The organism is Microtetraspora niveoalba (assembly GCF_001570405.1).
Taxonomy (GTDB): Bacteria; Actinomycetota; Actinomycetes; order Streptosporangiales; family Streptosporangiaceae; genus Microtetraspora; species Microtetraspora niveoalba.
Genome location: NZ_BBYM01000017.1, coordinates 339,904 through 366,308, shown reverse-complemented (window position 1 = coordinate 366,308; position 26,405 = coordinate 339,904). Strand labels below are relative to the sequence as shown.

Below are 26,405 nucleotides of genomic sequence, written 5' to 3'. Positions count from 1 at the left end.
GCGCGAACACCGCTTCGTCGACCGACTGCTGGGCCAGCCCGCACAGCACCCCGTCCGGGCCCAGCTCCACGAACCGGGACACACCCCGCTCGGCCAGGCTCCTGACCCCGTCCGCGAAGCGGACCGCCTCGCGCACCTGCCGGACCCAATAGTCAGGGGACGTGAGCAGCCCAGGATCGGCCACCTCGCCGGTCAGGTTCGACACGATCGGGATCCGCGGCTCGTCGAAGGTCAGCGTCTCCAGCACCGTCGCGAACTCGGCCAGCATCGGCTCCATCAGCCGGGAATGGAACGCGTGCGACACCCTCAACCGGTTGGTCTTGAAGCCCTGGGCCGTCCACCGGGCCGCCAGCTCGTCGATCACCCCGGCGTCCCCGGAGATCACCACCGAGCGCGGGCCGTTGACCGCCGCGATGTCCACCCGGTCATCGGCGGCCTCCCGGACCTCGTCCTCGGAGGCCTGCACGGCCAGCATCGCCCCACCCGACGGGAGCGCCTGCATCAGCCGGCCCCGCGCCGCAACCAGCGCACACGCGTCTTCGAGTGACAAGACTCCGGCGCAATGGGCGGCGGCGATCTCACCGATCGAATGCCCCAGCAGGAAGTCCGGGCGCACGCCCCACGACTCCAGCAACCGGAACGACGCCACCTCCACAGCGAAGAGTCCGGCCTGCGCCCACATGGTCTGGTCGAGATCGACACCCTCGGCCACCACATCCCGGACCGGCCGATCGAGCCGAACGTCCAGCTCCGCGCACACCGCGTCGAACGCCCGCGCATATGCCGGGAAGGACTCGTACAAGCCCCGCCCCATGCCGGCCCGCTGCGCCCCCTGACCGGTGAACAGGAACGCCGTCCGGCCCTCACCGGCCACACCCGACACCAGGCGACCGGAAAGCTCCCCCGCGGTCAACGCACGGAGCCCGTCGAGCAGGCCGTCCCGATCGGATCCGAGCACCACCGCGCGGTGGTCCAACGCCGCCCGGGTCGTGGCGAGCGACCAGGCCACGTCACGCACATCCGCGTCAGACTCCGCGACGAACCCGCTCAACCGCTCCGCCTGAGCGCGCAGACCGCCCGCCGTCTTCGCGGAGACCACCAGTCCCACGGCACCGGCGTCGCCCACCGGCGCGGGCGGCTCCACCGGAGCCGGCGCCACACCCTCGAGAATCACGTGCGCGTTGGTGCCGCTCATCCCGAACGACGACACACCCGCACGACGCGGCCGGTCCACCTCCGGCCACGGCCGGGCCTCGGTCAGCAACTCCACCGCACCCGCGGACCAGTCCACATGCGGCGTCGGCTCGTCCACGTGCAAGGTCGGCGGCAACACACCGTGCCGCATCGCCTGCACCATCTTGATCACACCGGCCACACCCGCCGCGGCCTGGGTGTGGCCGATGTTCGACTTGATCGACCCCAGCCACAACGGACGACCCTCTGAGCGGTCCTGCCCGTACGTCGCCAGCAACGCCTGCGCCTCGATCGGGTCACCGAGCTTCGTGCCGGTGCCGTGCGCCTCCACGACATCCACGTCGGAGGGCTCAAGACGGGCGTTCGTCAACGCCTGATGAATCACGCGCTGCTGCGAAGGACCGTTCGGCGCCGTCAACCCGTTCGACGCGCCATCCTGATTGACCGCGCTCCCCCGCACCACCGCCAACACCTGGTGCCCGAGCCGCTGCGCGTCCGACAACCGCTCCACCAGCAGCAGACCGACGCCCTCGCCCCAGCCGGTGCCGTCCGCTCCGGCCGCGAACGCCTTGCACCGCCCATCCGAGGCGAGCCCGTCGAGGCGGCTGAACTCGGCGTACACGCTCGGCGAGGACATCACCGCGACACCACCGGCCAGCGCCAGCTCGCACTCGCCCGCGCGAAGAGCATGCACAGCCAGGTGCAGGGCCACCAGCGAGGAGGAGCAAGCCGTGTCCACGGTGATCGCCGGGCCCTCCAGACCCAGCACGTAAGCCACTCGGCCGGAGACGATGCTCGCCGCGGTGCCGGTGGCCAGGTGGGCGGAAGCGGCTTCGGGGAACGACTGCCCGCTCGCCCCGTAGGCCGACGGGGACACGCCGATGAACACGCCGGTCTGGCTACCGCCGAGCGAGCGCGGGTCGATACCCGCCCGCTCCACTACCTCCCACGCGGCCTCCAGCAGCAGCCGCTGCTGCGGATCCATCGCCAGCGCCTCACGCGGCGAGATCCCGAACAGCCCCGCGTCGAAATCTGTCGCGTCCGCCACGAACCCGCCCTCGCGCGCGTAGCCGGAAGCGGATTCCTCCGGCCAGCCGCGATCGTTCGGGAAAGGGGTCATCCCGTCGCGGCCGGAGGCCACGAGCTGCCACAGGTCGGCGGGGGAATTCACCCCGCCCGGGTATCGGCAGCTCATCGCGACAATGGCAATAGGCTCCCGCTCGCGCAATTCGGCTGCCTGAAGCTGACGGCGTGTGCGCCGGAGATCGGCCGTCACTCGCTTCAGGTATTCGAGATACTTTTGCTCATCTCCCACGCGAATTCACCCCTACGCCCATTCAGCGAAAAACCGCAGCTGACACCGAAGCCGAGAGATCAGCTCATCGCATCGTAAATAGGGGAAACCCATACGCGACAACCCCTAACCTCGCTCTTCGCGACCTTCTCGTGGTCGGTCAGCGGTTCGGCTGGGGTGATGATTTCCGCGGTCAGGCCGCGGGCCCGGCTGTCGCGCCGGGCGGGCGGGGTTCCAGGGGCCCGGGGTCCTTTCATCGTCGCCCGACAGGGGCCTTCCGCTGTTCCAGGCGGGGCCGGGAGTGCCTGTAGCCGGTTGAGGGCGGCCAAACGTGCCGATCAGCCTGGCCCTGGCCGTGCGCGCGGCTGGGCCGGTCCGAGGACGCCGCCTATCACAGCGCGCTCGCCCTGCGGATCGCCCGCGACATCGGCGCCCTCCGCGTCCCGATCCACGCGGGCGCGGGCGAGCTGCCGGCCGCATCCGCGACCGCGGGGACCGGGCAAGACGTGGCCGCGGACATGGAAGGCGGCACGGGAGACTCCCAGTAGCTCACACCCCGTTTGACGTTGTGGCCGCCCTGCTTCTCCGCCATGCACGGGCGCTTCCTTCCGGGGGTGAACCTTTGATCTCGGGTGTCCGTCAACCCGAACCAAACCCGGCCCGGAGCGTATTGCCTGCCGGCACTCGCGGCATTTCTGATTTGATTGCCGCCGCAAGCGGATTGTTATCGCATTTCCCGTACGTCTGACAGGATTTCCACTCTGGGCAGCTCTGGCGGCTTCTTGTCGCCGCTCAGTGACCTGCTGTGCCCATGCCGAGGTCTCCAGGCCGGCGAGCTGGGCCGCATCCCCATGCCGCGGGCACCAGGGCATGGATGCTCTCGTGGCTCGGACCTGTGGGCACAGAGCCGGCGGAGATGATCGTCGCCTACGGCTTCGGCGTTCCCAGGCCAACCCGACGTGTTGCGGACAAGAACCGCCCAGGTAGTCCATCCCGGCGCCACCTTGTTGATGCGGCGTTAGGGTGCCACTACGAATGACCACGTCACCCGCCCGTCAACAGGTGGCGACTTCTTGTGTCCGCCGAGTACTTCACCCTCTGTGGGAGACATGATGACTCCACGAGGGGATCGACCCGAGCTGGCGACTGTGGGATCTGGGACGCACCGGCTACTACGCTCCGGACATCGTCATCCACCACCCGGCCACCGACCCTGCCCGGCACGCGGCCTTCTACCGTCTGGTCGCGCGTAATCGGGCCTGGCTCGCCTACCGTCACCTGCCTGCCCCGTTGATCCCCGTCTACCTGCTGGTCTGGACCCTGATCAGCGTCGCCCGCATCCGGTCCCGCAGGAACCTCGCGATCTGGTTCGCCGGTCTGCGGGAGGGTCTCAGCGGCGGGCACGGGCAGCGACGTCCGATGTCGTGGACCACGGTGCTACGGCTCACCCGCGCCCGCCGTCCGCCGATCGTGTGAGAACGGTAATGAGCCAGCCCCTGCCCAGAACGTGTACGACCGTCGAAATGAACGATCGAGGCTCCGGGCCGTGGGCAGCCGGTGGTCAGCGTGCCGCGCCGGCCTCGACGGGATCGAGCAGGAGTTCCCGGCGTAGCCGGGCCAGGTACGTTCCGCTTCCGCTGGACGAGCGGCTGTAGCGGTCGACGTCGTGGATGGCGCGCCAGCCAGGCAGCCGGTCTCGGATGATGCGCAGGAGACCGATCGCCGGCACGGAGTCGGCGCCGCCCCCGGCGGGCCACAGGATGGCGGGTCCGGAGGTGAGTATGGCGTCCATCTGGGCGTAGCCGTCCTCGACCCGGCGAGTCACCTCGTCGATCGCCTCCTGTCTGGTGCAGCCGGTCTCGTGGCGGAGCACCCTGACCAGGTTGTAGGGAGCGCCGGCGGCCTCGTCCTGCTCCAGGGTCCGCAGGTCGTTCTCCGCGAGCACGGTGGCCGTGCCGAGGTCCAGCAACCGCCGGAGGAGCGGATGGTCGCGCACCGACGGCTCGATCTCCGTGCCGTACGTGATCTCGAAGCTGTCCAGGAAGACGGGCACCCCGGCGCTCCCCAGGCGCAACGGGACCTGGTCCCGCAGGCTGGGGACGAACCCGCCGAGCCGGTGGCATGCCTCGCGCTCGGCTGCCTCCAGCCATTCCAGGAGGTGGCCGAGGGCGCGCGTCCGCCACGAGGCCGGCTGGATCGGGCGGATCCGCTCCCAGGACTGGGCCAGGGCCGTAGCGACCGCTCCACCGGTCGGCGGGGTGTCGTCGAGCCCACGGATGAGGAGCGCGAGCCGGTTTCGCAGCCGGACGACCTCCCCGGGGTCGGCGAGCCCCGGCTCGTCGAAGAGGTCGTCGAGCACGATGCACACCAGCATCCACCGGGCCAGCGTCTCTAGTTGCTCGGCGTCGGCGCCCGGCCACATCAGCGCGGTGGCCGAGGCCATGCCGTGCCATCTCGGATGGCGGGCCTCCTCCGGCGTGGCGGCGAGTCCGGTGTCCAGCAACCAGGCGTCCAACCGCTCCTGCACCCGGGCCCGGACGTCGGGCTGGGCGGGAGCGGAAGAGGGCGGTGGCGCGGTGACGAGAGCCGGGCCGGCCTGGCCGGCGGAGCGCATGACCGACCGGACGTAGTCGGCCAGCCCCTCCCGTGACCGCGGATCGCCGAGGCCGTCGAGTTGCCGGAGAGCCGTCTCCATCTGGGCGTCGGCGACCGTCCGGGCTTCGTCCACGGCTCCGCAGGAGAGGACCAGTCGCCGCGCGCGCTCGGCGTCGGCTGCCGTGACACCGCGGCGCAGCAGCCGGGCGAGCGCGGGTTCGCGGGCCAGAGCTATGATCACGGGGAGCGTGTAAACGCCTTCCGCTATGTCGGAGTTGGCCGGTTTGCCGAGTTCCCCGGTCGTCGCGGTCAGGTCGAGGATGTCGTCGCGCATCTGGTACGCCATGCCGAGATGCCGGCCGAACCGTGCCAGGGCCTCCTCCGCCTCGGGGCCCCGTCCCGCCTGCATGGCGCCCAGCCTGCAGGCCAGAGACAACAACTCGGCCGTCTTGGCTCCGGTCACCTCCAGGTAGGCCTCCTCGGTGCGGGAGAGCAGGAAGCGGTCGGCGGTCTCGGCGATCATCCCCGAGCAGGTGCGCTGGACGGTCTCGGCGACCGCCAGGGCCTCACTCCGGCCCAGCTCGGCGAGGAGCCGGCTGCCGCTGACGAACAGGAGGTCACCGGCCAGGACCGCCAGGCGCTCGCCCCACACGCTGTTGGCGCTCGGCCTGCCCCTGCGCTGCCGCGCGTCGTCGATGACGTCGTCGTGGTAGAGCGACGCCATGTGCAGCAGTTCGACGGCCGCCGCGGCCTTGACGGCCCGGACGTCGGCGGCCCGCTCCGGGCCGGCGAGCAGGTAGTACGACAGCAGCGTCAGAGTGGGGCGGATCAGGCGGCGGTTCCCGCCGGTCGGCTCCCTGGTCAGCGCCGCCAGATCGGACCGGCCCGGTGTGCCTGCCCGGCCGAGCATCTCCCGTACCCGTTCCAGGTCGGGCTCCAAAGCGGGGAAAACACGGGACGCGCTTGCGGATGTCATGGATCCTCCTGACGGAACTCACGGGCGCGCCGGCGCCGGCGCGCCCGCCGGCTGGTGCGCGCCCCTGCGGCTGACGAAGGCGGAGACGCCGAGGCCCGCCGTGCCCAGCGCCCAGCACACGGCCGGGGCGACGGCAGACCAGGGCACCGTGTCCAGGGCGATGGCCGCGACGGCCGACTGCATCGGTCCGAAGTCGGGCAGGAAGCGCACCAGGACGCTTCCTGCGGCGGGGGTGGCGAGCGGACTCTGCAGGGCCAGGTCGGCCGAGCAGATCACGATGACGAGGAACATGCCGGCGAGGTCGCTGGTCAGCACGGCGGCGAGCACGATGCCGATCCCTCCGTAGATCAGCGCCCCGCCGGCGAGGGCCGCGGCGAGCAGGAGGGGCTGCGCGGGCCGGTGGGTCAGGCAGATCAGGCCGGTCGCGTAGAGCGCGACGGAGACCGCGACCACCGCCAGGGCGGTGAGTTTGGCCGCGATCAGGCACAGCTGCGGGAAACCGGACCGTACCAGCCGGCGGTCGAAGGGTGCCGAGCGCATCGTGGTCACGAACATCATGAATCCGGTGATCAGCGCCAGGATCTGCAGCGCCCCGCCGATCTGGTTCAGGACGTTGGCCGGCACGATGACGGACCGGCCGGCGGCGCGGACGTGGAACGGGAGAGGGATCTCCAGGGACAGGACGTAGATGAGGATCGTCCAGACCGGGATGAAGAGCACGACGATCACCAGTGCCAGGCGGTTACGCAGGTGCTCCACGAACGTCATCCGCAACGCGGTGGTGTAGCAGCCCCATCGGCGTCTCACGGCGCACCCACCCTGTCCCCGCTCTCGGCGGCGTCGCGTTCCTGCTCGCGCAACACGCCGTCCTCCAGCCGGTGGAGTGTGTCGAGGCGGCCCGCGTCGTAGGCGAGGTGCGAGACCACCAGCACGGAGCGGCCACGCGCGCGCAGCTCCTCGGCCAGGTCCCAGAACCGCACGTAGGTCTCCCAGTCGAAGCCCTGGTAGGGCTCGTCGAGCAGGAGCACGTCCGGGTCGTGCATCAGGGCCAGGACGAGGTTCAGCTTCTGCCGGGTGCCGCCGCTCAGCGTGCCGGGGCGGGCCCGGCGGCGGGCGGGGAACCGCAGCGCGTCCATCAGCTCCTCGGCCCTGCGCAGGCTTTCCAGCCCGTAGGCGACCTGGAAGAACCGCAGGTGCTGCTCGACGGTGAACGCGTCGTGCAGCACGGTCTCCTGCGGGCAGTGGCCCATGCGCCCGCCGCAGTGCACCGACCCGCCGTCCGGCCGCAGGTCACCCGCGAGAACGCGCAGCAGCGTGGTCTTGCCCGCGCCGTTCTCCCCGACGATCCCCGCCACCCGGCCCGGCGGCAGATCGAGATCCACCCCGCGCAGAACCGGGGCCTGCCGATAGCCCTTCCGCACGTTCCGCACCCGCAGTACGGGCTCATCCGACGGCATCTACCACTTCCCTGACCTCGTTCCCCGACCCGTTTCCCCGACCTGGTCGGGTCGCCTGCACACACCTGGGGACAAGGGACGCAAAGGAAGGCTCAAGAGGTGCGCCCGCCCGGCAATGATAGCGCAATGTGATCGCACAGTCGCTCAAAGTGCCGGAGGTGCTGGAGGTACGGTCCCACCTTCTTGTCACAGTCGACGCCGCCGCCCGCGTCGACCTCGGCGGCGGCCTGGGCCTCGCCGACCGCCGGTGACTTGGTCGCCGTCGCGAAACCGGGTTTCGGACAGGACCTCCACGACTTCCTCGACGTCCGGCTCCAGCGGTCCCGGAAGGTCGGCCGAGTGGCGACGACCCAGGGCCGTAAGGGCATGTCAGGGCGCGCTCACGACGAATGATGGACGCCGAGGGGGTGGCATTTCCGACATTTGCACCATGACGGCCACTAATGCCGCTTCTAGAGTCATGGCCACGTGCGACTTTTCGGTCGCATGGGTCCAACCTGCACTGAGGGCCCCTTAAGGGAGGGTGTAGTGAAAACGAAATCCCTCATGGCGGGTGCGGCCGCTCTTGCTACGGCTGTGTTATTACAGCTGTCCGGAGTTGGCGCAGCATTCGCCGACACGCCGTCCGACTCGAGCCCGTCGGACAACTCCGCCCATGGCGGTCCGATCCTCGATGACGTGCACAACGCCCCGACGACCGCTGTCGCAGGCAACGTCACGTTCATCGACAACGTCAGAGGAGTCAGCGGCTACTCGGCGCTGAACTTCATCCACTACGACAAGTACGGCTACGACTTCATGTTCGCCAACGGCACCGGCGGGCTCGCCGTCTGGTCGCTGAAGGACCCCGAGCACCCGGCCCTGATCTCGAAGATCACGGCAGCCGAGCTGCGCCTGCCGGGGGACACCCAGGACAGGTTCTGGGAAGGCGAGAACATGACCGTCGACCCGAAGCGCAAGCTGGTCTTCCTCACCCGGGACCCGCGCGGCTTCGGCGGCACCGTCAAAACCGGTCAGTCCGGCGTCTACATCGTCGACGTCAAGAATCCGTGGAAGCCGGAGACGGTCATCTTCCACCCGATCCCGGCCGGACACACGGCCACCTGCATCAACGACTGCAAGTACCTGTGGTCGGTCGGTCCGGCCAACACGGGCACGCCAGGCCAGGACCCCTCCTGGAACGGCGTGCCGGTGCGCGTGACCGACATCCACGACATCAAGCACCCGTACACCTTCGACCGGGCGGTCGATCTCGGTCGGCACGACGGGGTCACGGACTACGTGCACAGCGTCGATGTCGACAAGAACGGCATCGCCTGGGCCTCCGGTGAGGGTGGCGTCCGCGGCTACTGGACCGAGGGCAACCACTACGACCCGGTCCAGAAGCGCAACCGCGTCGCGACGGCGTACGACCCGGTGCCGTACGCGGGCGGGACCGTCGTTGCCACCAACCCGGCGGGCACCGACTTCTTCGACTACTTCGACCACAACGCCTACCACAACACCGAGAAGCTCGGCTCCTTCGACAAGGGCGAGCTGCTCTACATCACCAACGAGAACATCACGACCTGCTCACAGGCGGGCGAGTTCAAGATCGCTTCGCTGAAGGGCAGCTACGACGGTGAGGGCTGGCGTTCCACGCCGGAGAAGCCGTTCCGGCTGGAACTGATCAGCCACTGGTCGCCGTGGGGCAAGGAGGGGTCGGCCACCAGCGGTAGCTGCTCCGCGCACTGGTTCACGGTGAACGGCAACATCCTGGCGCAGGCGTGGTACGGGCAGGGCACCCGCTTCATCGACGTGTCGGACCCGAGGAACCCGACCCAGGTCGGCTACTTCCGCGTGCCGTCGGGACAGGGCGTGACCGGCGGCTCGGCGTCGGCCGCTTACTGGCACGACGGGCTGGTCTACGTCGCGGACTACAACCGGGGCGTCGACGTCCTGCGGTTCGACGGGAAGCTGGCCGGAGAGCCGGACAAGAAGATCTGTTGGAACTCGTGCGACAAGTAACCGTTTGAGCGAAAGCACCGGCTCGAGCGTGGCGACCGCCGCGCTCGGACCGGCTTTCGATGGTGACGGGCGTGGAGGTAGAGGGTGCGACGCAGAGGTGCCGTGCGCGCGGTCGCGCTGGGCGCGGCCGCGCTGGTGGTGAGCGGTCTGCTCACTGCGTGCTCTGCCTCGGATGAGGGCGGCGGCGCCCCGAGGCCGCAGGGCGAGATGACATTCGGGGTACTGGCCCCGCTCTCGGGCGACATGGCCGAGCGCGGGAAAGACCTCGTCGACGGGGCGCGGCTGGCTGCCGCTGAGATCAACGAACAGGGCGGGGTTCTGGGGCGGCAGGTGACGCTGGCCGTCGAGGACGGCGGCTGCGCGTCGGCGACCGGCGAGCAGGCGGCGACGGGGCTGGCCGCCAAGAGCGTCGTGGGGGTTGTCGGCGGGCTGTGCGAGGACGCGGCGGTGACGGCGGCGAAAACCGTGGCCGCGGATGGCACGCCGTTCCTGGTCTCCTCCGCCCGCGCCGACCGGCTGGTCGGGGCCGGGCTGCCGTCGGTGTTCCCGATGGAGGGCACGGTCTACCAGGAGGCGCTGGCCGCGGTGCACTGGATGGGCTACCGGAGCCCGCAGCGGGTGGCGGTGCTCGGTGACGGCTCGCCGGCCTCGCAGCGGCTGTCCGGCCTGGTGACCGACCGGGTCAAGGCCGACGGCCTGAAGGTGAGCAGGCGAAGCGCCGCAGCGAAGGATCCTGATCTCGCGGAGCTCGCCCGCACCGTCACCGGTTTCAAGGCGGACTTCGTCTACTGGACGGGGGCGGCGGAACCGGGTGGACGGCTCGTGGGCGCACTACGTCACGTCGGCTACACCGGCTATTTCATGGCCTCCTCGGAGTCGGACAGCCCCGAGTTCCTGCGGGCGGCGGGAGGAGCGGCCGAGGACGCGTTCCTCACCACGTCCGCGGGCCCACGACTTCTCCCGGCAGCGGGAGACTGGGCCGCGCGCTTCAAGGACCGCTACCGGCGGGACCCGGGCCGTGACGCGATGCAGGCCTACGACGCGCTCCGCGCGCTGGCGCAGGCGGTGCGCCAGGCGGGGGACACGGCTCCCTCCAAGATCGTCGACAACCTCCCGCGGCTCGAGGACTTCACCACCTTCACCGGGGCACTCCGCTTCGCCGCCGATCACTCGCTGGCGTACGACAACTACGTCATCGCCCAGGTCAGGGGCGGCACGTTCACCCTGGCCAGCAAGCTGCGTACGGACCCGGTCGGATGATGCGCGGCACGCACCCCGCGGGACACCGTCGGGTCCGGCTGATCGCGCGGCTGGCGGTGGTCGCGTTCCTCGTGGCCGGCGGCCTGGTCGCGGACCTCGTCTCCGTCGTGGCCACGCATCCGGCGTACGCGCATGCCTACCTGCTGGAGACCTCGCCTGTCGACGGCGAGGTGCTGGCCTCGCCCCCGGCCGAGGTCCGGCTCCGCTTCAACGAGGCGGTGAGCTTCAACCAGCGGTCGATTCACCTGCTCGACGTGACCGCGAAGAAGCTGGCGATCGGTATCCCGGGGCACGTGGACGGGAAGGCCAACACGGCGAGGGTGAGCCTGCCCACGGATCTGGCCGAGGGAACCTACGTCCTGGCCTGGCGCGTCACGTCCGCTGACTCGCACGTGGTGTCGGGTGCGTTCAGCTTCAGCGTCGGCCACCCGAGCGCGCTGGCCGCTCCGGTGGAGCAGGATGCCGATCCCGCCGTCCCCGTCGTCGACGCGGTCGGCCGCGGCCTTGCCTTTCTCGGTGTGGCCCTCGCCCTCGGTGGTGCGCTGTTCGTGGCCGTGCTCTGGCCCGCGGGCCGCGATGACCGCCGCGGCCGGCGCATCGTGTGGTGCGGCTTCGCCGCGCTGACGGCCGGCACCGTGGTGGTCCTGCTCGTACAGGGGCCGTACGCCGCCGGCACGTCGCTGACGGGGGTGTTCGACCCTGAACTGCTCAGCACGACGCTGTCCACGCGGTTGGGCCAGGCGCTGCTGGTGCGGCTGGTTATCGTGCTCGCCCTCGGTGTGGCCTTCGGGGTCGCCGTGCGCCCCTCCCCGCCCCCTGCCGGCGCCGGGACCGCCCGCGTCGGGGCGGCCGGCGTCAGCCGCCGGATCGTCCTGCCCGCGGCCGCCGCGGCCGCCGCCGTCGCCCTGACGTTGACCTGGACGCTGGCGGATCACGCACAGACCGGCGTGCAGACCTGGCTGGCCGTACCGGCGACGAGCCTGCACCTGCTCGCCATGGCCCTGTGGCTGGGCGGCCTGATCCCGCTTGCGGCCTGCGTGCTCATCCCGGAGGGGAGGCGGGAGCCCACCCGCGCCAGCTCCCTGGAGCCCGCGCTCCCGAGGTTCTCCCGGCTCGCGCAGATCTGCTTCGCCGTGATCGCGGTGACCGGCGTATACCTGTCCTGGCGGCAGGTGGGGACGTGGGGTGCGCTCGGCGGGACCGACTTCGGGCGGCTGCTTCTCGGCAAGCTCGCCGCCGTCCTCGCCGTGGTGGGTCTTGCCGCCGGAGCTCGGCGCTTCGTGCGGCGGCACAGCCGCGAACCCCTCGGCCTCGACGCCGCACCTTCCGCCGCGGTGCGCCGGCTGCGCCGGCTGCGCCGCTCGGTCGTGGCCGAGGTCGTGCTCGGGGTCGCCGTCGTGTCGATCACGGCCGTCCTGGTCGACACCGCCCCGGCCCGCACCAGCTACGCGCCGCCGGTGCACACCAAGGTCCCTGTTCCCGCCGCCGCCAACGGGGCCGACCCGGCCACCGGGCTGCGGGGCGGCTCCGTCGAGGTGAAGATCGAGCCGGCGAGGGCGGGAAGCAACGTGGCCGACATCTACATCACCGGGCGGGACGGCTCGCTGGTCGCGGTGCCCGAGGTCTCCGGCGAGCTCGAGTCGCGCGACCCCAGTGTCCCGACGTTCCCCGTCAAGATCTCCGCAGCCGAACCCGGCCACTACGTGGCGAACTCGATGTCCATCCCCTACCCGGGGACGTGGGTGCTGCGCCTGGACATCCGCGTCTCCGACTTCGATGAGACACCCGTGCGTGTCCCGTTCACAGCACGCTGAAAGGCTGGTGGCACACATGCGAGGCGTTGACCGGAAAACGCCCCGGCGCCGAGTGACCCGCCGGGTGAGCGGGGCCGCCGCCGGCATGCTCGCCCTCGGCGTCCTGACGGGCTGCTCCAGCGGGGCTCCGCAGCCGTTGACCAAGCCGCCCTACACCCTGGACTCCATCCGGTACGGCCTCGTCAGCCCCGGCGACCTGGGCGAAGGCGCGACCGAGTTCAAGGACAACGGCCACGCCTCCCACGTCGTCTACACGCCCCCGAACAGCATCCCGACCTGTCCGTACGTCCAGCGCTCCGAGGATGTCGAGGTCGATGTGCGGCCGGCGGTCGAGCCGGTGGGTGGGATGCCGACCGGGCGGTTCATCGTCGGCCCGCAACTCGCGGGTACGTCGTCGCTTCCGGTCGTCACACAGGGCGCGACGGTCTTCAAGAGTTCCTCGCTCGCCGACAACACGATGGACACCGTCGTGGCCGAGTCGGCCAAGTGCCCGGAGACGTTCGGCGTGCTCGGCGGACCGCCGTCCGTCGTGGGCGACTACAAGGTCGGCAGCCGGCAGATCGAGATGGAGGGCTGGAAGGGCTTCGCCCAGCATCTCGTGCACACCTCGCCCCCGGAGGTGAACCCGGACACCTACGACGACCTGGTCACCGTCGTGGTGCACAAGGCCAACGCCATCATCTACGTCGGCTATGCGCAGATCAAGGCAGTGGGCCAGCGCGCCGACTCCGACGAGAAGGTCAAGGCGTTGATGAAGACGACGCTGGCCCGCCTCGGCTAGCGCCGCGTCCACAAGATCTATTGGAGGTTTGAGGAACGGTGCGATTCTTACCTGTTGGAGGAGCGCTGAAGGGCAGAGCCCTCCTGGCCGGCACGGCCGCGCTCGTCACGGCGGTCGTGCTGCAGACGGCGAGCCTCGGCCCGGCGTACGCGGATCCGTCCGGTCCGGTCAACCCCGGCACGGTCGGGCACGCGAGGGCCGAGGCGACCAGCCTGCAGAACCGGGCGGACGCGGCCGCGAAGGACGCCGCCAGGGCGGCCGCTCGTCTGGACGAGGCCAAGGCCAAGGCCGAGGAGGAGGCGCAGAAGGCCGCCGACGCCGCCGCCAAGGCTGAGGAGTCGGGCCAGGTCTCCGACAAGAACAAGGCGGAGTCCGCCGCCGCCAAGGCCGCGGAAGCATCCGCCAAGGCGGCGCAGGCGCAGCTGGAGTACAACGAGAAGGCCGCCGCGTCGGCGGCGGCGGCAGCGGCCGCGGCGGAGGCGGCGAACAACGCCGAGCGTGAGGCCGCGTCGCTGGCCGGCGTCACGGACGGCACCGGCACCGAGGGGACGCAGACCCTCCCGGACACCGGGGTGTTCCCCGACAACGCGACGCACAGCGACAACGTCGAGGTCGTCGGCCACGTGCGCGGGGTGCTGTCCGGCAACTCGAGCTGCCCCGCCTTCAAGGCGTCGAAGTGCCCCGCGTTCTCGTCGCTGAACTTCGTGCACTACGAGAAGCTCGGTTACGACGTCATGGTCGCCAACGGCACCGGCGGCCTGGCCATCTGGTCGCTGAAGGACCCCGAGCACCCGACGTACATCTCTGAGGTCACCGTCAACCAGCTGAAGCAGCCGGGCGAGACCATGACCCAGTTCTGGGAGGGTGAGAACCTCACGGTCGACAGCAGGCGCAAGCTCGTCTTCATGACCCGTGACTCGGGTAAGAAGGGCCTGTTCGTCATCGACATCAAGGACCCGTGGCACCCGGTGCTGCTGGGCTTCCACCCGGTCCCGCTCGGCCACACCGCGACCTGCATCAACGACTGCCGTTTCATCTGGTCGGTGGGGTCGGGCGTGCGCGGCGTGAGCTCCCCCGTCTACGTGACCGACGTACGTGACGTCAACCACCCGTTCACCTACAGCCAGGCCGTCGTCTCCGACGTCCGGCGCACCGGTGCGACGAGCGGCTCCACGCACAGCGTCGACGTCGACTTCGACGGCGTCGTCTGGGTCTCGGGCAGCGGCGGCGTACGCGGCTACTGGACGGACGGGAAGCACTTCGACCCGGCCACGCAGACCGAGCGCTACGCGACGGCCTATGACCCGATCCCGTACGCGGGCGGGAGCGTCGGCGGCTCGGAGGGCTCCTTCCTGCACAACGCCTACCGCTTCCCGAACACCCTGGGAGATCGCCCCAAGGGCGACGTGCTCCTCATCACCAACGAGAACAACAACCAGAACTGCTCGAAGGCCGGCGTGTTCATCCTGGCGTCGCTCGAGGGGACACACGACGCCGACGGGATCACCTCCACTCCGGAGAACCCGGTCAAGATGACACGGCTCGCCACGTACAACCCCGGGGGCAAGCCCGGCCACTACGTCGACCCGACGGGTAAGGCCGGCGACTGCTCCGCGCACTGGTTCACGGTGAACGGCAACATCGTCGTCGGCGGCTACTACGAGCAGGGCGTCCGGTTCCTGGACATCTCCGACCCGAGGAACCCGCAGCAGGTCGGCTGGTTCCGGGTGCCCGACCGAGCCGCCGGCCCCGACGGCCCGGCGATCATCGGGAGCAACGCCTCCTCGGCCTACTGGCACAACGGGTACGTCTACGTCCCCGACTACGGCCGTGGCGTCGACATCCTGAAGTTCACCGGCGACATCCCCGGCAAGCAGGAGAAGAAGGTCTGCTGGAACTCCTGCGAGAAGTAGGCCTCCGGCAGATACCTCCGCCCCGCTCGCGGGCTCGCGTCACCACGGCGCGAGCCCGCGAGCGGGCACCCGGGGTTCCCTTCCCGTTCCCTGGGCCCCGCCCCCCTTCAACACGTACCGGAGCCGAGAGAAGCACCCCATGCAGCTTCCGACGAACCTCGACCGCCGTGGCCGGACCCGCCACATCCGCTGGCTCGTACCGTTGACCCTCACCGTCCTCACGCTCCCGGCCGCGGGCGGATGCAGCTCAGGCGGCGCCACACCGGCCGCCCCCAGGGGGGACATCGCCTTCGGTGTGATCGCCCCGCTGTCCGGACCGGAAAGCGCGCGCGGGCAGGACCTGGTGGATGGGGCGCAGATGGCCGCGAACGACCTCAACGTCCGGGGCGGGGTCATCGGGCTGCACGTCTCCCTGGTCACCGTCGACGACGAGTGCCTGGACGACAGCGGCAAGGAGGCCGCGAAGCGGCTCCACCTCACCGAGAGCGTCGCCGGCGCGATCGGAGGCGTCTGCGACGACGCGGCCGAGGCCGCCGCGCGGGTCCTCGGCGGCAACGGAGTGCCGTTCCTCATCACCTCCGCCAACTCGCCCACTCTGGTCAGCGCGGAGGACACTCCCACGGCTTATCTCACCAACGGCACGCCGTACCAGGAAGCGCTGGCGACAGTGCACTGGATGGCCTACAACACCGCCCAGCGGCTCGCGGTGATCGCTGATGACACCCCGCAGTCCGCATACCTGGTCAAACAGGTGATCTCGGTGGCCTCGCCCGTCCCCAAGGTGGTCAGCAAGCAGACCCTGACGGCCGGGCGGCAGGACATCGCCGCGGCCGCGGCCACCGCGCTGGCCGCCGACCCCGACGTCGTGTACTGGGCCGGCTCCGCCCAGGAATCCGGCCGGCTCGCCACAGCGCTACGGAAGGCCGGGTACAAGGGCATGTACATCGCCTCCGCCCAGTCGGAGAGCCCCGATTTCCTGTCGGCCGCCGGCACTGACGGCGCCGAGGGCGCATACGTGATCGCCACGGCCGGCCCGCAGAACCTCCCCGCCGCCAAGGCGTGGACCGCGCGTTTCACCAAGGCCTTCGGCCGCGCGCCGGGACGGGACGCGCTGCAGGCCTATGACGCGCTGCGCGCCCTGGGACAGACCGTGACGCAGACGGGAAAGGTGGACCGCGCACTGAACAGCGAGCAGTTGACCAAGCTCGAGGACACCTTCACCACGTTCATGGGTGCGCTCAGGTTCGCCCCCGACCACACGGTCAAATACGACAACCATCTCGTGCTGACCGTCAAAAGCGGCGCCTTCACCCTCGCCAACACGCTGCGTCCGGACAACGACACCTGACGGCCCGTGGTCGATCGCAGCCTCCCCCGACGAAGTGAGCCATCCATGACCTTGCGCCCCCGTGTCGCCCTCGCGCTGGCCGCCATCTGCGCCGCCCTCACCGGCTGCTCCGGCACCGCGGACGCCACAGCGACCAAGCCGCACTACACGGCCGACGATGTCAAGGCCGCCTACTACACCGCCAAGGACGCCGGCGAAGGCGCGCGCGACTACTGGTACGACCGGAACTTCCACTCGCATACCAACTACGTGCCGCCGAGCGCCATACAGACCTGCCCGTACGTCCAGCGTTCGGACGCGGCCAATGCGCCGTCCAACGTGGTGCAGCCGGTCGGCGGCGAGCCCGTGGGGCAGTTCGCCGTGGAGCCCGCTCGATCGACCGACTCGCGCGTCCCGTACGTGACCCAGAACGCCCTTGTCTTCGGCTCGAGCGCCATCGCCGATGGCGCGATGGACGAGGTCGGCTCCGGGCTGGCCAAGTGCCCCGGATCGTATGCGGTGAACGGGGGGCCGCCGGTCATCCTCGGCACCTACAGCGTGACAAGCCGCCCGCTCGAGGTGTTCGGGTGGAAGGGGTACGTGCAGCAACTCGCCCACACATTCCCCCCGGGAATGGACGACGTCTACTACGAGGACATCGCCATCGTGGTGCTCCATCGGGCGAATCTCATCCTCTATCTCGACCTCACCCAGACGAAGATCGTCGGAGACCGCGCCGACTCCGCGGACAAGGCCGGGGGCGCCGTGGAGAAGGTGCTGCGAAGACTGGGCTGAACCGAGACCGGCGGGCTGGACCGCAGCCCGCCGCACGCGAGCTTTATTCGACCAGACAGCACAGTCGCGATTCCTGATCGCCAGCACGACAAGGAGAATGCATATGCTGCGCCGCGCGATACGTGGCCTCGTAACCGTGGGGATGGCAGCCTGCCTGATCGGCATCATGCCGGCGGTGGCGTTCGCACACGTGAAAGTGACCGCGGACACGGCCACCCAGGGCGGCTACGCTGCCTTGACGTTCCGCGTCCCCAACGAGCGCGACGACGCGAGCACGACCAAGATCGAGGTTCAGCTGCCGGCCGACACCCCGCTCGCCTCGGTCTCGGTGAAGCCACACCCGGGTTGGTCGTACGCGATCACCAAGACCAAGCTGGCCGCGCCGATCGAGGCGCACGGCGCGCAGATCAGCGAGGTCGTCGGCCAGATCACCTGGACTGCGACGGATGCGAAGTCAGGCATCCAGCCGGGTGAGTACGAGGAGTTCTCCGTGAGCGCCGGACCGCTGCCCGATACCGACCGGCTGATGTTCAAGACGCTCCAGCACTACAGCGACGGCGAGATCGTGCGCTGGATCCAGGATCCGTCCTCCGGCGGCGACGAGCCGGAGCGGCCCGCGCCGGTACTCCGGCTCGTGCCCAAGGGCGACGCGGCGTCGTCCCCGTCGACCGGAACCGACCGGGTGTCCCTGACCGCGGACGGCACGCCCGCGACCGGATCGGGTGTGGGGAGTGCGTGGGCGGTCGGGCTGTCCGCGGCCGCGCTGGTGATCTCCCTCGCGTGCGCTGCGACGATGGTCGTGCGGACCCGCCGGACGCGATAACCGCCACGGTTACGCCGACCGTCTCTACCGCACACCTGCTCAGGAAGAACAAGAAAGGGGCACCGCCCGTATCGAGGGACCCGTGGTGCGCTACCGGCGCGGCTCGCGCAGTGCGACCCGCGCCGCGGCCGCCCGGCACGTCATTCCGGTCGGACCTACCTCGTTCGAGCGCTCGGCCGGCCTGACGTGACGCGCACAACGTGGCAGTCAGCTGCGAGCGAGTCGGCCTTCCCAGGCGGCGGCTCACGTGCCGACAGTTCTCCATGGCGAGTCTCGGGGGGATCGCCCGGCCCAGATAGCGTCGAACCGGGTGCAGGGCATTGATCCCCTGCACCCGGTTCGATGATGAATCAGCGCCCGCGCGTTCTCCGCCGTCCCGGTACGAACTTCTCGCGTCGCACGGCATGGGCTCGAAGGCGACGCCTGCGCTCCGCCGGGCTCAGGCTGACCGACCCCGGCGAGTCCGGCCAGGTGGCGTTGCTCGACCGGGAGTTCGCCGGAATGTACCTGCCGGGGTCGGACCGGCGCTGCTGTAGGTGCTACCCGGAACAGCGGCGCCGGCACGTCACCCGATCGACAGCGCGTTGCCGCCTGCCGTCACCAGTTGGCCGGCAGCCCCGGCGTGGTGGGAGGCAGCGGGTGCCCCTGCTTCGGGTGGATGACGTACACGATCCCGCCGCTGCCGGTGCTGCGCAGCCAGACGTTCTCGAAGTTCGCCCGCGGGTAGACCCGGCGCACCGCGTCGTTGTCCGGCGAGGCGGGGTCGTTGGCGATCACGTCACCGGTGGCGGTGAAGCCGACGATGACCATGAGGTGGCCGTTGGTGCTGTACCCGGCGCCGGGCAGTTCCGCCGCCTTGAACGACTGGGAGGTGACGACCGGGATGCCGGCGCGGATCAGCCGCTCCATCTCGGTCAGCGATCGGAGCCGGGTGACGAAGCCCTCCACCCCGTACCGTCCCGCGTAGGCCGCGTTGAACGGCCAGTTGCCCGCTCCCTCGTAGGCGTAGTCGTAGGTGTACCGGGCGGCGTAGTCGACCTCGGGGTTGGGATCGGGGTCCACCCAGGAGGTGTCCTCCTTGCTGGGCCACTTGCCCCAGTAGCCGAGGACCATGGTGGTCGAGGTCGGGCTGCACCACGCCTCTCCCCCGCCGTCCCACTCGGGGTAGTGGCCCTCGTGGATGTTCTGCGAGCGGCGCGGCACGGGCAACTCGACGCCCCAGGCGATGCCGCCGGGGCTGACCGGGACGGTCGTCCGGTCGGGCACGGCGGAGGCCATCGCGCCGAGCGTGCGCACGACCGGCGTCACGGAGGAGCCCGGCGTACGGTACAGCGTGGCGCGCAACTGGTACGCGGTGATCGCCTTGCCCGCCGCGGCCACGAACGTGTCGACCGAGACCGTGCCGTCGGCGTCACGCTGCCCCGGCAGCGACGTGCGGCGGATGTCCTCGTCGCCGTACGCCCAGCGGCCGAGCACGTACCACTTCGTCAGCCCGGCAGCGTTGCGGCCGCGCATCTCGACCTGCAGCCAGCTGCCGGTCGGCACGTCGGCGTTCCAGGAGGCCACCAGCTCGGTGGCCGCGAACCCGATCTGCCGCTCGGGGCCGGTCCACCGGGCGTACTCCCAGTTCTTCGTGCCCAGCGCGTCGGTGTAGGAGATCGTGCCTGCGGGGGCGGCGAAGGACAGGGTGTGTCCCCCCTTGACGCCCTCGCGGGTGCCGGGGCCGAAGTTGGCCCGCTCGTAGACGACGTCGACGGCGGCGGGCGGGGATGTGGTGTCGGCCTCGGCGGCAGCGGAGGTGACGGTGAGGGCGGATGTCGTCAGGACGGCGGACAGGAACACGGGCAGGAACACGCTCGGCACGCGCATGGCTCACCTCGGGGTGTCGTCGGCGTCCCCGACGCTAGAGATCTCCGCCCGCCCGCACATCGGCAGGAATACGTATTACGCGCCTTTCTGGGCAGCCTTCGGGTATCTCATGGCACGCACCCGGCAGATCCGGCCAGAAAGCCGTGATCACATTCCTTGTGATCACGGCTCCGAAACTGCACCGTCGGCCGGGACGGTTTCGCTCCGCGGTGGTTGTCTCCGGGGCCCGTAGGTCAGACGCCGCAGGACGGTCTCGGCGGGGCCGGCCTGCTTGTGCTTGTCGAGTAGGCGGGCGATCAGAACGGTCGCGGACCAGACGGCCGCCGCGACGATCAGGCCGGTCATGCGGCTGCCGAGAAGGTCGGCGAGGTCGAGCGTGAAGGGCGCCAGGAGGACCAGCCAGGCCACCGACTGGAACAGGTAGCCCGACAGGGAGCGCTGGCCCGGGGCCGAGAGGGCGCCGACGACGCGGCCGGCAAGTGCTGATCAGGATTTGACCCTGACGTTGCGTCAGCCACCACGATGCACGCATGACCGACTACTACGAGGCATTCGATATCAGCCCTGTCCCTCCGCCCGGGCCCGACGCGACCCCACCTGAGATTTACCGGGGCATCTACGGCATGCCGATGTTCGTCACCGTGCCGACGCCGGACCTGGCCGCGTCCGTGAATTTCTGGACCCGCGGGCTCGGTTTCATCGACCTGTTCACGGTCCCGGGCCAGGTCACGCACCTGCGACGGTGGGCGTTCCAAGACGCTCTGCTCGTCCCGACCGGGGCCCTGCCGGCCCCTTCAACGGTGAGCATCGGCTTCAGTTGCGTGCTGAGCCAGGTCGACGAGATCGCGGAGGCGTGCTCCGCGCTGGCGCCCGGATGCACGACGGGACCGCGACAGATTCCGTGGAACACCGTAGAACTGGAAGTCGTCACGCCGGAGAACTCTCGCGTGATCATGACCGCGGCCCGTCCCCTCGACCCCGACAGCGCCGAGGCACGCTACCTCGAAGCAAGCGGCTTCACGCTCCCCAAGGGGTGAAACCGCGTAGGTCAGACGCGCATGCCAGACTCGACGGCGTGACCGACCCCGCGATGGACGATGCCGCGGGACCCGGCGGGCTGACCGTCGGGGCCGCGGCATCGCACGTGGAGGTCACCGTCCGCACCCTCCATCATTGGGACGCGATCGGACTCGTCCGGCCGTCCGGGCGAACCGCCGGGGGTTACCGGCTCTACTCCGCGGCCGACGTCGCACGCATCCACCGGGTGCTCATCTACCGCGAGCTTCGACTGCACCCTTTCGATGCAGGTCTGCCTGGGAAGGAAGTACGCCGCCGATCCTGGATTCACGGCCTACTACGACGCGATCGAGCCAGGCCTGACCATCTGGCTCCGTGACATCATCGACGCCAATGCCCGCGATCGAGGCATCGACCCGGATTCGGCGACTTGGACCTGACGCACCCGCGCCCGCGTCACCACGTGCGCTCCAGGTGGCCTTATCGCAGCAATCCCCGGACAGGCCGATAACGTGCCTGCGTCGCGCGCTGCCATCGCGGTCGGAGGCTTCCCCCCAGGTCAGACCCACTCGTGAACACCCCATACGCCTACGGGCTCGCTTGACCATTCGGATTCACCGACGAAGAGCGGGTGACGGCCGCCAACTGGGATCGGGCCGTGATGCCCAGCTTGGGAAACGCCTTGTAGAGGTGATAGCCGACGGTCCGCGGGCTGAGGAAGAGCTGCGCGGCGATGTCTCGGTTGGAGGCCCCGTCGGCCGCCAACTGTACGATCTCGCGCTCTCTGGGGGTCAGCACGCTGAGCGGATCACCGGCCCTGCGCGGCGCCGCCGGCACGTCTCCAGTCGCGCGCAACTCCGCCCGGGCACGCTCGGCCCACAGCTCCGCTCCGAGCCGGTCGAAGATCTCCAGGGCGCCGCGCAGCTGCACCCGGGCATCGGCTCGCCGCCGTGCCCGTCGCAGCCACTCGCCGTACGCGAGCCGCGTCCTCGCTCGCTCGTATGGTAGTTCGTCTTCCTCATGGCGGCGTACGGCATGCGCGAAGTGCGTCTCGTCCCCCTCCACGAGCGCACGGCAGCGCAGGGCGATCGCGTCCGACGACGGCTGACCGACGTGCCGCGCCCAGGCCAGGTATCGCGCGAGCGGTTCCTCCGCCCGATCCGGCCGGCCGCCTCGGATGGCCGCCTCAACCTGGTCGGGGGCGGCGAGAACGGCGACACCGGTCGGCGGGATGGCCTCCAATTGCCGGAGGGCGGCATCCGGGCGGCCCAGGCCGAGTTCGAGCAGCCCGAGCGCCCAGCGCCCGACGACCGCCGCCAGGACCAGTCCCCGCCTGTCAGCTCTCGCGACGCCTTCCTCGGCGTTCGCGCGGCACTCCCCCACGTCCCCTTGGTGGGCGAGCACCCAGGCGAGAGAGCACATGAGATGACTGACCCGGTGCTCGTGCCCCAGGTCCGCCGCCAGCCGCAATCCCGCGTTCAGCGCCGTCCTGGCCTCGCCGTACCGGCAGAGCCATCCCTGCGCGAGGCCGTGATCCTGGAACGCGACGGCGAGCCAGCCGATCATTCCGCTCTTCTGGCACTCCGCCACGACCTGTCCGGTGATCTCCTCATAGCGGGCGGCACGACCCAGTGGTAGGCACAGAGAGGCGGTGAAGGTCAGTCCGGGCACCCCCAGCCCGACGAGTGCGTCTTCGTCGACCGCCGCACTCATGAGCTTGGTCCCGCCCGCGATGTCACCGCTCAGTGTGCGGGTCAGCCCGAGCGCCGCGCCGACCAGCGGCGAGCCGATGTCGGGGAGCGCGCGCAGGCTCGCGGTCGCCTCCTCGGCCAGCCGCGTGTCACCGGCGAACCAGGCGCAGCGGACGGCCTCCACCAGCAGCCAGGTGGCCCACTCGGCGGAGCGGGCCGCCACACGGGGAACGCCGTCCATGATGATCCGGCCCGCCGCGAGGGGTGTGCCCAGCTCGAACTCGCGATGGGCGCGCACCTGGATCAGCGCGGCGATCACCTCCGGGCCGTCCACGTCGGACGTGGCGCTGTCGGCGAGCGCGGCGGCCCGGCCCATCAGCCCGGCGTCGCTCGCCGCCACCGCGGCGGCGGCCAGCCGTCCGGATCGGCGTACGGGATCGGCGGTGAGTTCTGCGGCTCGCTCGTAGGCGGCCGCGCTCGCGGCATGGCCACTGCGCGTACGAGCCCGTTCCGCCGCTTCCTCCAACTCCCGCGCGACCTCCTCGTCAGGACCGAGCACGGCGGAGGCCGCGTGCCACGCCCGCCGGTCGGCCGCGTCCATGGCGGCGGAGCCGGTGAGAGCGTCGGCGAGGGCGCGATGGACGGCGAGGCGCCGGGTGACCGGAGCGCCCTGGTAGGCCGCGGCCCTGATCAGGGGATGGCGGAAGGCGATGGTCGTCCCCCTGATCTCGATCAGCCGGCTCCGCTCGGCTGCTTCGAGAGCGTGGAGGGAGGCACCCGCACCGGCCACGGTCTCAAGCTCACCGGAGCCGTCCGCCGCCGCGATCAGCAGCGCGGTCCGCGCCGCCTCGGGGAGCGCCGCTATCTGCCGCTGGAACGCCTCCCGAACTCGGTCGGGGACCGGCATCGCACCCACCGGCGACAGTCGTCCGGCCCGCTGTTCGGCAGTGAGCGCGGCGGGCAGTTCGATGAGCGCCAAGGGGTTGCCGTCCGACTCCTCGATGAGGCGTTCTCGCACATGCGGTGGAAGGCCGGCGGGGAGCAGAGCGGCGGCGGCCGCGTCGTCCAACCCACCCAGTCGCAGCTCGGGCAGGCCCGCGGCGTGGAAATCGGCGCGAGCGGCGAAGATCATGGCGACGCCTTCCGCCTCCAGGCGGCGGGCGGCGAACACCAGCGCGTCGATGGACGCCCGGTCGAACCACTGTGCGTCGTCGATGAGGCAGAGCAGCCCGTCATCCCCCGCGAGCTCGGAGAGCAGGCTCAGCGTGGCCAGCCCGACCAGAAACCGGTTCTCCGGAGCGCTGCCGCCCAGGCCCAGTGCCCCGCTGAGCGCCGTGGCCTGCGTGTCGGGCAGTGCGTGGATCCGGTCGAGCCCGGCGCGAACGAGCAGATGCAGCGCGGCGAAGGGCAACTCGGCCTCGGATTCGATGCCGACGCCCCGCAGCACGCGCATGCCCTCCGCTCGCCCGGCGGCATGGTGCAGGAGCGCCGATTTGCCGATCCCCGCCTGGCCTCGGATGACGAGGGTCCCGCTTCGCCCGGCCCTGGCCTCTGCCAGGAGCCGTTCGATGTCCGCTTGTTCCCTGGATCGCCCGTACAGCACGGTCAGGAACCTACCGTCATGATGACTGATTCGGATCTGTGCGGACCTGCGTAGCTTCGTGATCACATGCAGGTCAGCACTACGAAGGGATCTCCGCAATGGCCACTGTCGCCAGCACCGTCGACACCACAGCCGAGGCCAAACTCCTCCGCTTCGCCCTCAAGCAGGATGCGCTGGGCTCGGGCGCCTTCGGAGTCGTGTGCGTCGCCGCCGCGGCGGTCTTCGGCGAGCTGTTCGGCCTCCCTGCCGCACTCCTCTACCCGGTCGGCGCGTTCCTGGTCGCCTGGGCGGCCGCCCTGTTCCTTCTCTCCTCACGGCCGGCGATCGGCAGGGCCGCCGTGGGCGTCGTGATGGCGATCAACATCGCGTGGGTGGCCGCGAGCGTGGAGTTGCTCGTCGCCGGCTGGTTCCCGTTGACCGGTCTCGGCATAGCGCTGGTGATCGTGCAGGCGGTGGTGGTGGCCGGATTCACCGGTCTGCAGTTCGCCGGTCTCCGCAAGCACGCGTGAGGTCGCCGCGGTCCGTTCGGTGCCCGTCCCCGCACAGGGGCGGGCACCTGACCCGCATACGGACCTGCTTCGGGGGCTGATCCCCCGTAGAGGGGAGACGGCCCGCTCCGCGGGGGGAGGTGCGGGCCAGGGTGCGGCAGCAGGATCGTGGGCATGAGCTTGACGAAGTCGTCGACGGCCGCCTGGGCCGGAGCCGCCGCCCTGGTTCCCTACACGGTGATGAAGACCTACTGGGCGCTCGGTGGGACCGCGGGCAGGCCCGCCGGTGATCTGGCCACTCAAATGAAGGTGAACGGCGCGCCCGAGGTGCTGGTGTGGCTGGAACGGCACGGGCTGGACTTCACTGTCGTGGCGGCGCTGGTCGGGGTGTTGCTGCTGGCGGCGCTGGTCCTGCCATGGGGAGCGAGGCTGCCGCGCTGGAGCCTGCTGGCGCCAGGCTGGGCGGGCGCGCTCTTGCTGACGCCCTACGGGCTGGCCACCTTGGTCGCCGCACCACTGGGGTTCACGGTCGGCGACGCTGCGGGCTGGTCCTGGTGGGTGGGAATCGTCGGTGGCCTGGCATTCGCCGGGCTGGGCGCGGCGCTCGGCGTGTGCAGCCGATCCTTCCAACGGCGGACCGGGCGCGGGACCGGCGCGACGCCGAGCGCGGTCCGTACTGGCATACGAGAGGACGTTTGAGAGTATTTCCTGTTCGAGTCCAGCCATGTCGCCTGGCAGCCCCGGAGAGCTGCTGTGTCGACACCGTGATCAGATTCGGAACATGGACAAGGGAGCGGTCCAGAGGGTCTGCTCGGCGCCGAACTCCTCGAACGTGCTGATGGGGCGGAAGCCAAGGCGGGCGGCGAGTTTCAGAGATCGCTTGTTCGCGGTCTGGGTCACGAGCAGGACCGGCTGGTCGGGGAGTTCGTCAGCCGCGGCGCGCAACACGACCGTCGCGGCCTCGAATGCGAACCCCGCTCCCCATGCACTGCGCCGCAGTACATAGCCCAGTTCCAGTTCCTCGCCGTCCTCGGTGACACGGCCGAGGCGATCGGCCGACCGGCGGGTGAGCGTCAATGTCCCGATGACTCGGTTCGTCGTGTTGTCCGCGATGACATAACTGCCAGGCCTGGACGTCGCGTCGGCGGCCAGGACTGCATCGAGATGCTGCTCGACCTCACTCCGAGGCCGGGGACCACCGATGTATGCCTGAACCTCGGGATCGGTCGAGAGCTCGATGAGTCCTTCACGGTCGGCATCGTGTAACGCTCTGCGAAGCAGGAGTCGTTCCGAGGGGATCTCCGTGGCAGACAGCGTGGGCAATCGGCTCATAGGCCCATAACCCTAGAACTCGAGACGCTTTCCGGGGCTGTCATACTCGCCCGTGCCCGTGGCGTTGACGCGCACCTCGCGGGTCTCCGGGACGTCGCCACCGGTTCGCGTCGCGCGCACCGGCCGGCCGGACATGGGGCTCTGGAGGATCCACCGGCGTGACAGGAGC

At 70.3% G+C, this 26,405-nt stretch carries 22 protein-coding genes and 2 pseudogenes; 15 read left to right on the top strand and 9 right to left on the bottom strand.

What is annotated here, in order from left to right:
• Together AWQ70_RS18205 and AWQ70_RS18200 are read right to left on the bottom strand one after the other, a co-directional pair.
• Positions 1-2,509, bottom strand: a 2,509-nt coding sequence (locus AWQ70_RS18205) for a type I polyketide synthase (protein WP_157530143.1), incomplete at its 3' end; no start/stop codon positions are given.
• Between the two features lie 370 nt (positions 2,510-2,879).
• On the bottom strand, positions 2,880-3,080 hold the full coding sequence (locus AWQ70_RS18200) for a hypothetical protein (RefSeq protein WP_067177475.1): 201 nt from the start codon (positions 3,078-3,080) through the stop codon (positions 2,880-2,882).
• A 698-nt stretch (positions 3,081-3,778) separates the two neighbouring features.
• Here AWQ70_RS18200 and AWQ70_RS40560 point away from each other — a divergent pair.
• Positions 3,779-3,964 (top strand): hypothetical protein, encoded by a 186-nt coding sequence (locus AWQ70_RS40560; RefSeq protein ID WP_218004567.1) that lies wholly within the window; start codon positions 3,779-3,781, stop codon positions 3,962-3,964.
• Positions 3,965-4,049: 85 nt separating this feature from the next.
• Here AWQ70_RS40560 and AWQ70_RS18190 read toward each other — a convergent pair whose 3' ends face one another.
• From AWQ70_RS18190 to AWQ70_RS18180, 3 genes are read right to left on the bottom strand one after another with little or no spacing between them, the layout of a single operon-like run.
• On the bottom strand, positions 4,050-6,059 hold the full coding sequence (locus AWQ70_RS18190; RefSeq protein WP_067177473.1) for a polyprenyl synthetase family protein: 2,010 nt from the start codon (positions 6,057-6,059) through the stop codon (positions 4,050-4,052).
• A gap of 18 nt (positions 6,060-6,077) precedes the next feature.
• Positions 6,078-6,866 carry an ABC transporter permease gene (locus tag AWQ70_RS18185; RefSeq protein ID WP_157530142.1) on the bottom strand — a complete coding sequence of 263 codons (789 nt, stop codon included), beginning with the start codon at positions 6,864-6,866 and terminating at the stop codon, positions 6,078-6,080.
• On the bottom strand, positions 6,863-7,516 hold the full coding sequence (locus AWQ70_RS18180) for an ABC transporter ATP-binding protein (protein ID WP_157530141.1): 654 nt from the start codon (positions 7,514-7,516) through the stop codon (positions 6,863-6,865). Before AWQ70_RS18180 ends, AWQ70_RS18185 begins: the two co-directional genes overlap by 4 nt.
• 128 nt (positions 7,517-7,644) lie before the next feature.
• Between AWQ70_RS18180 and AWQ70_RS42030 the strand changes: the two genes are divergently transcribed.
• The 9 genes from AWQ70_RS42030 (at position 7,645) to AWQ70_RS18140 (ending at position 18,236) form a co-directional block, all read left to right on the top strand.
• Positions 7,645-7,767, top strand: coding sequence for a hypothetical protein (locus AWQ70_RS42030; protein WP_281197037.1), 123 nt, complete (start codon positions 7,645-7,647; stop codon positions 7,765-7,767).
• Positions 7,768-8,194: 427 nt separating this feature from the next.
• Positions 8,195-9,523 (top strand): LVIVD repeat-containing protein, encoded by a 1,329-nt coding sequence (locus tag AWQ70_RS18175; RefSeq protein WP_067177472.1) that lies wholly within the window; start codon positions 8,195-8,197, stop codon positions 9,521-9,523.
• 84 nt (positions 9,524-9,607) lie between these two features.
• A complete protein-coding gene (locus AWQ70_RS18170) occupies positions 9,608-10,783 on the top strand; it encodes a branched-chain amino acid ABC transporter substrate-binding protein (RefSeq protein WP_157530140.1) in 1,176 nt (391 codons plus the stop codon).
• Positions 10,780-12,597 carry a copper resistance CopC/CopD family protein gene (locus AWQ70_RS18165; protein ID WP_084517300.1) on the top strand — a complete coding sequence of 606 codons (1,818 nt, stop codon included), beginning with the start codon at positions 10,780-10,782 and terminating at the stop codon, positions 12,595-12,597. Before AWQ70_RS18170 ends, AWQ70_RS18165 begins: the two co-directional genes overlap by 4 nt.
• A 64-nt stretch (positions 12,598-12,661) precedes the next feature.
• Positions 12,662-13,378 carry a hypothetical protein gene (locus AWQ70_RS18160; RefSeq protein WP_157530139.1) on the top strand — a complete coding sequence of 239 codons (717 nt, stop codon included), beginning with the start codon at positions 12,662-12,664 and terminating at the stop codon, positions 13,376-13,378.
• 38 nt (positions 13,379-13,416) lie between these two features.
• Complete coding sequence (locus tag AWQ70_RS18155; protein WP_067177466.1) at positions 13,417-15,291, top strand: LVIVD repeat-containing protein; 1,875 nt, start codon at positions 13,417-13,419, stop codon at positions 15,289-15,291.
• A 139-nt stretch (positions 15,292-15,430) separates the two neighbouring features.
• Positions 15,431-16,639, top strand: coding sequence for a branched-chain amino acid ABC transporter substrate-binding protein (locus tag AWQ70_RS18150; protein ID WP_067177464.1), 1,209 nt, complete (start codon positions 15,431-15,433; stop codon positions 16,637-16,639).
• Positions 16,640-16,684: 45 nt separating this feature from the next.
• Positions 16,685-17,413 (top strand): hypothetical protein, encoded by a 729-nt coding sequence (locus AWQ70_RS18145; RefSeq protein WP_067177462.1) that lies wholly within the window; start codon positions 16,685-16,687, stop codon positions 17,411-17,413.
• 103 nt (positions 17,414-17,516) lie between these two features.
• Positions 17,517-18,236, top strand: a complete 720-nt coding sequence (locus AWQ70_RS18140) for a YcnI family copper-binding membrane protein (protein ID WP_169808695.1) — start codon at positions 17,517-17,519, stop codon at positions 18,234-18,236.
• Positions 18,237-18,833: 597 nt separating this feature from the next.
• Here AWQ70_RS18140 and AWQ70_RS18135 read toward each other — a convergent pair.
• Both AWQ70_RS18135 and AWQ70_RS18130 read right to left on the bottom strand, forming a co-directional pair.
• Entirely contained in the window at positions 18,834-20,105 is a 1,272-nt protein-coding gene (locus AWQ70_RS18135) for a C39 family peptidase (RefSeq protein ID WP_174552399.1), read from the bottom strand.
• 162 nt (positions 20,106-20,267) lie between these two features.
• Positions 20,268-20,564 (bottom strand): annotated as a pseudogene (locus AWQ70_RS18130) (DUF418 domain-containing protein); the annotation flags it as partial.
• 71 nt (positions 20,565-20,635) lie between these two features.
• On the opposite strand from AWQ70_RS18130, the gene AWQ70_RS18125 reads away from it, so the two are divergent.
• From AWQ70_RS18125 to AWQ70_RS41280, 3 genes and pseudogenes are all read left to right on the top strand, one after another.
• Positions 20,636-21,142 carry a VOC family protein gene (locus AWQ70_RS18125; protein WP_067177456.1) on the top strand — a complete coding sequence of 169 codons (507 nt, stop codon included), beginning with the start codon at positions 20,636-20,638 and terminating at the stop codon, positions 21,140-21,142.
• Between the two features lie 53 nt (positions 21,143-21,195).
• A pseudogene (locus AWQ70_RS42250) lies at positions 21,196-21,315 on the top strand (MerR family DNA-binding transcriptional regulator); the annotation flags it as partial.
• 91 nt (positions 21,316-21,406) lie between these two features.
• A complete protein-coding gene (locus AWQ70_RS41280) occupies positions 21,407-21,562 on the top strand; it encodes a TipAS antibiotic-recognition domain-containing protein (RefSeq protein WP_245647017.1) in 156 nt (51 codons plus the stop codon).
• Positions 21,563-21,710: 148 nt separating this feature from the next.
• Here the strand turns inward: AWQ70_RS41280 and AWQ70_RS18120 are convergent, their stop codons facing one another.
• Complete coding sequence (locus AWQ70_RS18120; protein ID WP_084517296.1) at positions 21,711-24,416, bottom strand: helix-turn-helix transcriptional regulator; 2,706 nt, start codon at positions 24,414-24,416, stop codon at positions 21,711-21,713.
• Positions 24,417-24,514: 98 nt separating this feature from the next.
• Between AWQ70_RS18120 and AWQ70_RS18115 the strand changes: the two genes are divergently transcribed.
• Together AWQ70_RS18115 and AWQ70_RS18110 are read left to right on the top strand one after the other, a co-directional pair.
• Positions 24,515-24,925: a hypothetical protein gene (locus AWQ70_RS18115; protein WP_067177454.1), complete on the top strand. Its 411-nt coding sequence runs from the start codon at positions 24,515-24,517 to the stop codon at positions 24,923-24,925.
• A gap of 153 nt (positions 24,926-25,078) precedes the next feature.
• On the top strand, positions 25,079-25,603 hold the full coding sequence (locus tag AWQ70_RS18110; RefSeq protein ID WP_067177452.1) for a hypothetical protein: 525 nt from the start codon (positions 25,079-25,081) through the stop codon (positions 25,601-25,603).
• A 69-nt stretch (positions 25,604-25,672) separates the two neighbouring features.
• On the opposite strand, the gene AWQ70_RS18105 is transcribed toward AWQ70_RS18110, so the two are convergent.
• Positions 25,673-26,236: a GNAT family N-acetyltransferase gene (locus AWQ70_RS18105; RefSeq protein ID WP_067177450.1), complete on the bottom strand. Its 564-nt coding sequence runs from the start codon at positions 26,234-26,236 to the stop codon at positions 25,673-25,675.
• Positions 26,237-26,405 lie beyond the last annotated feature (169 nt).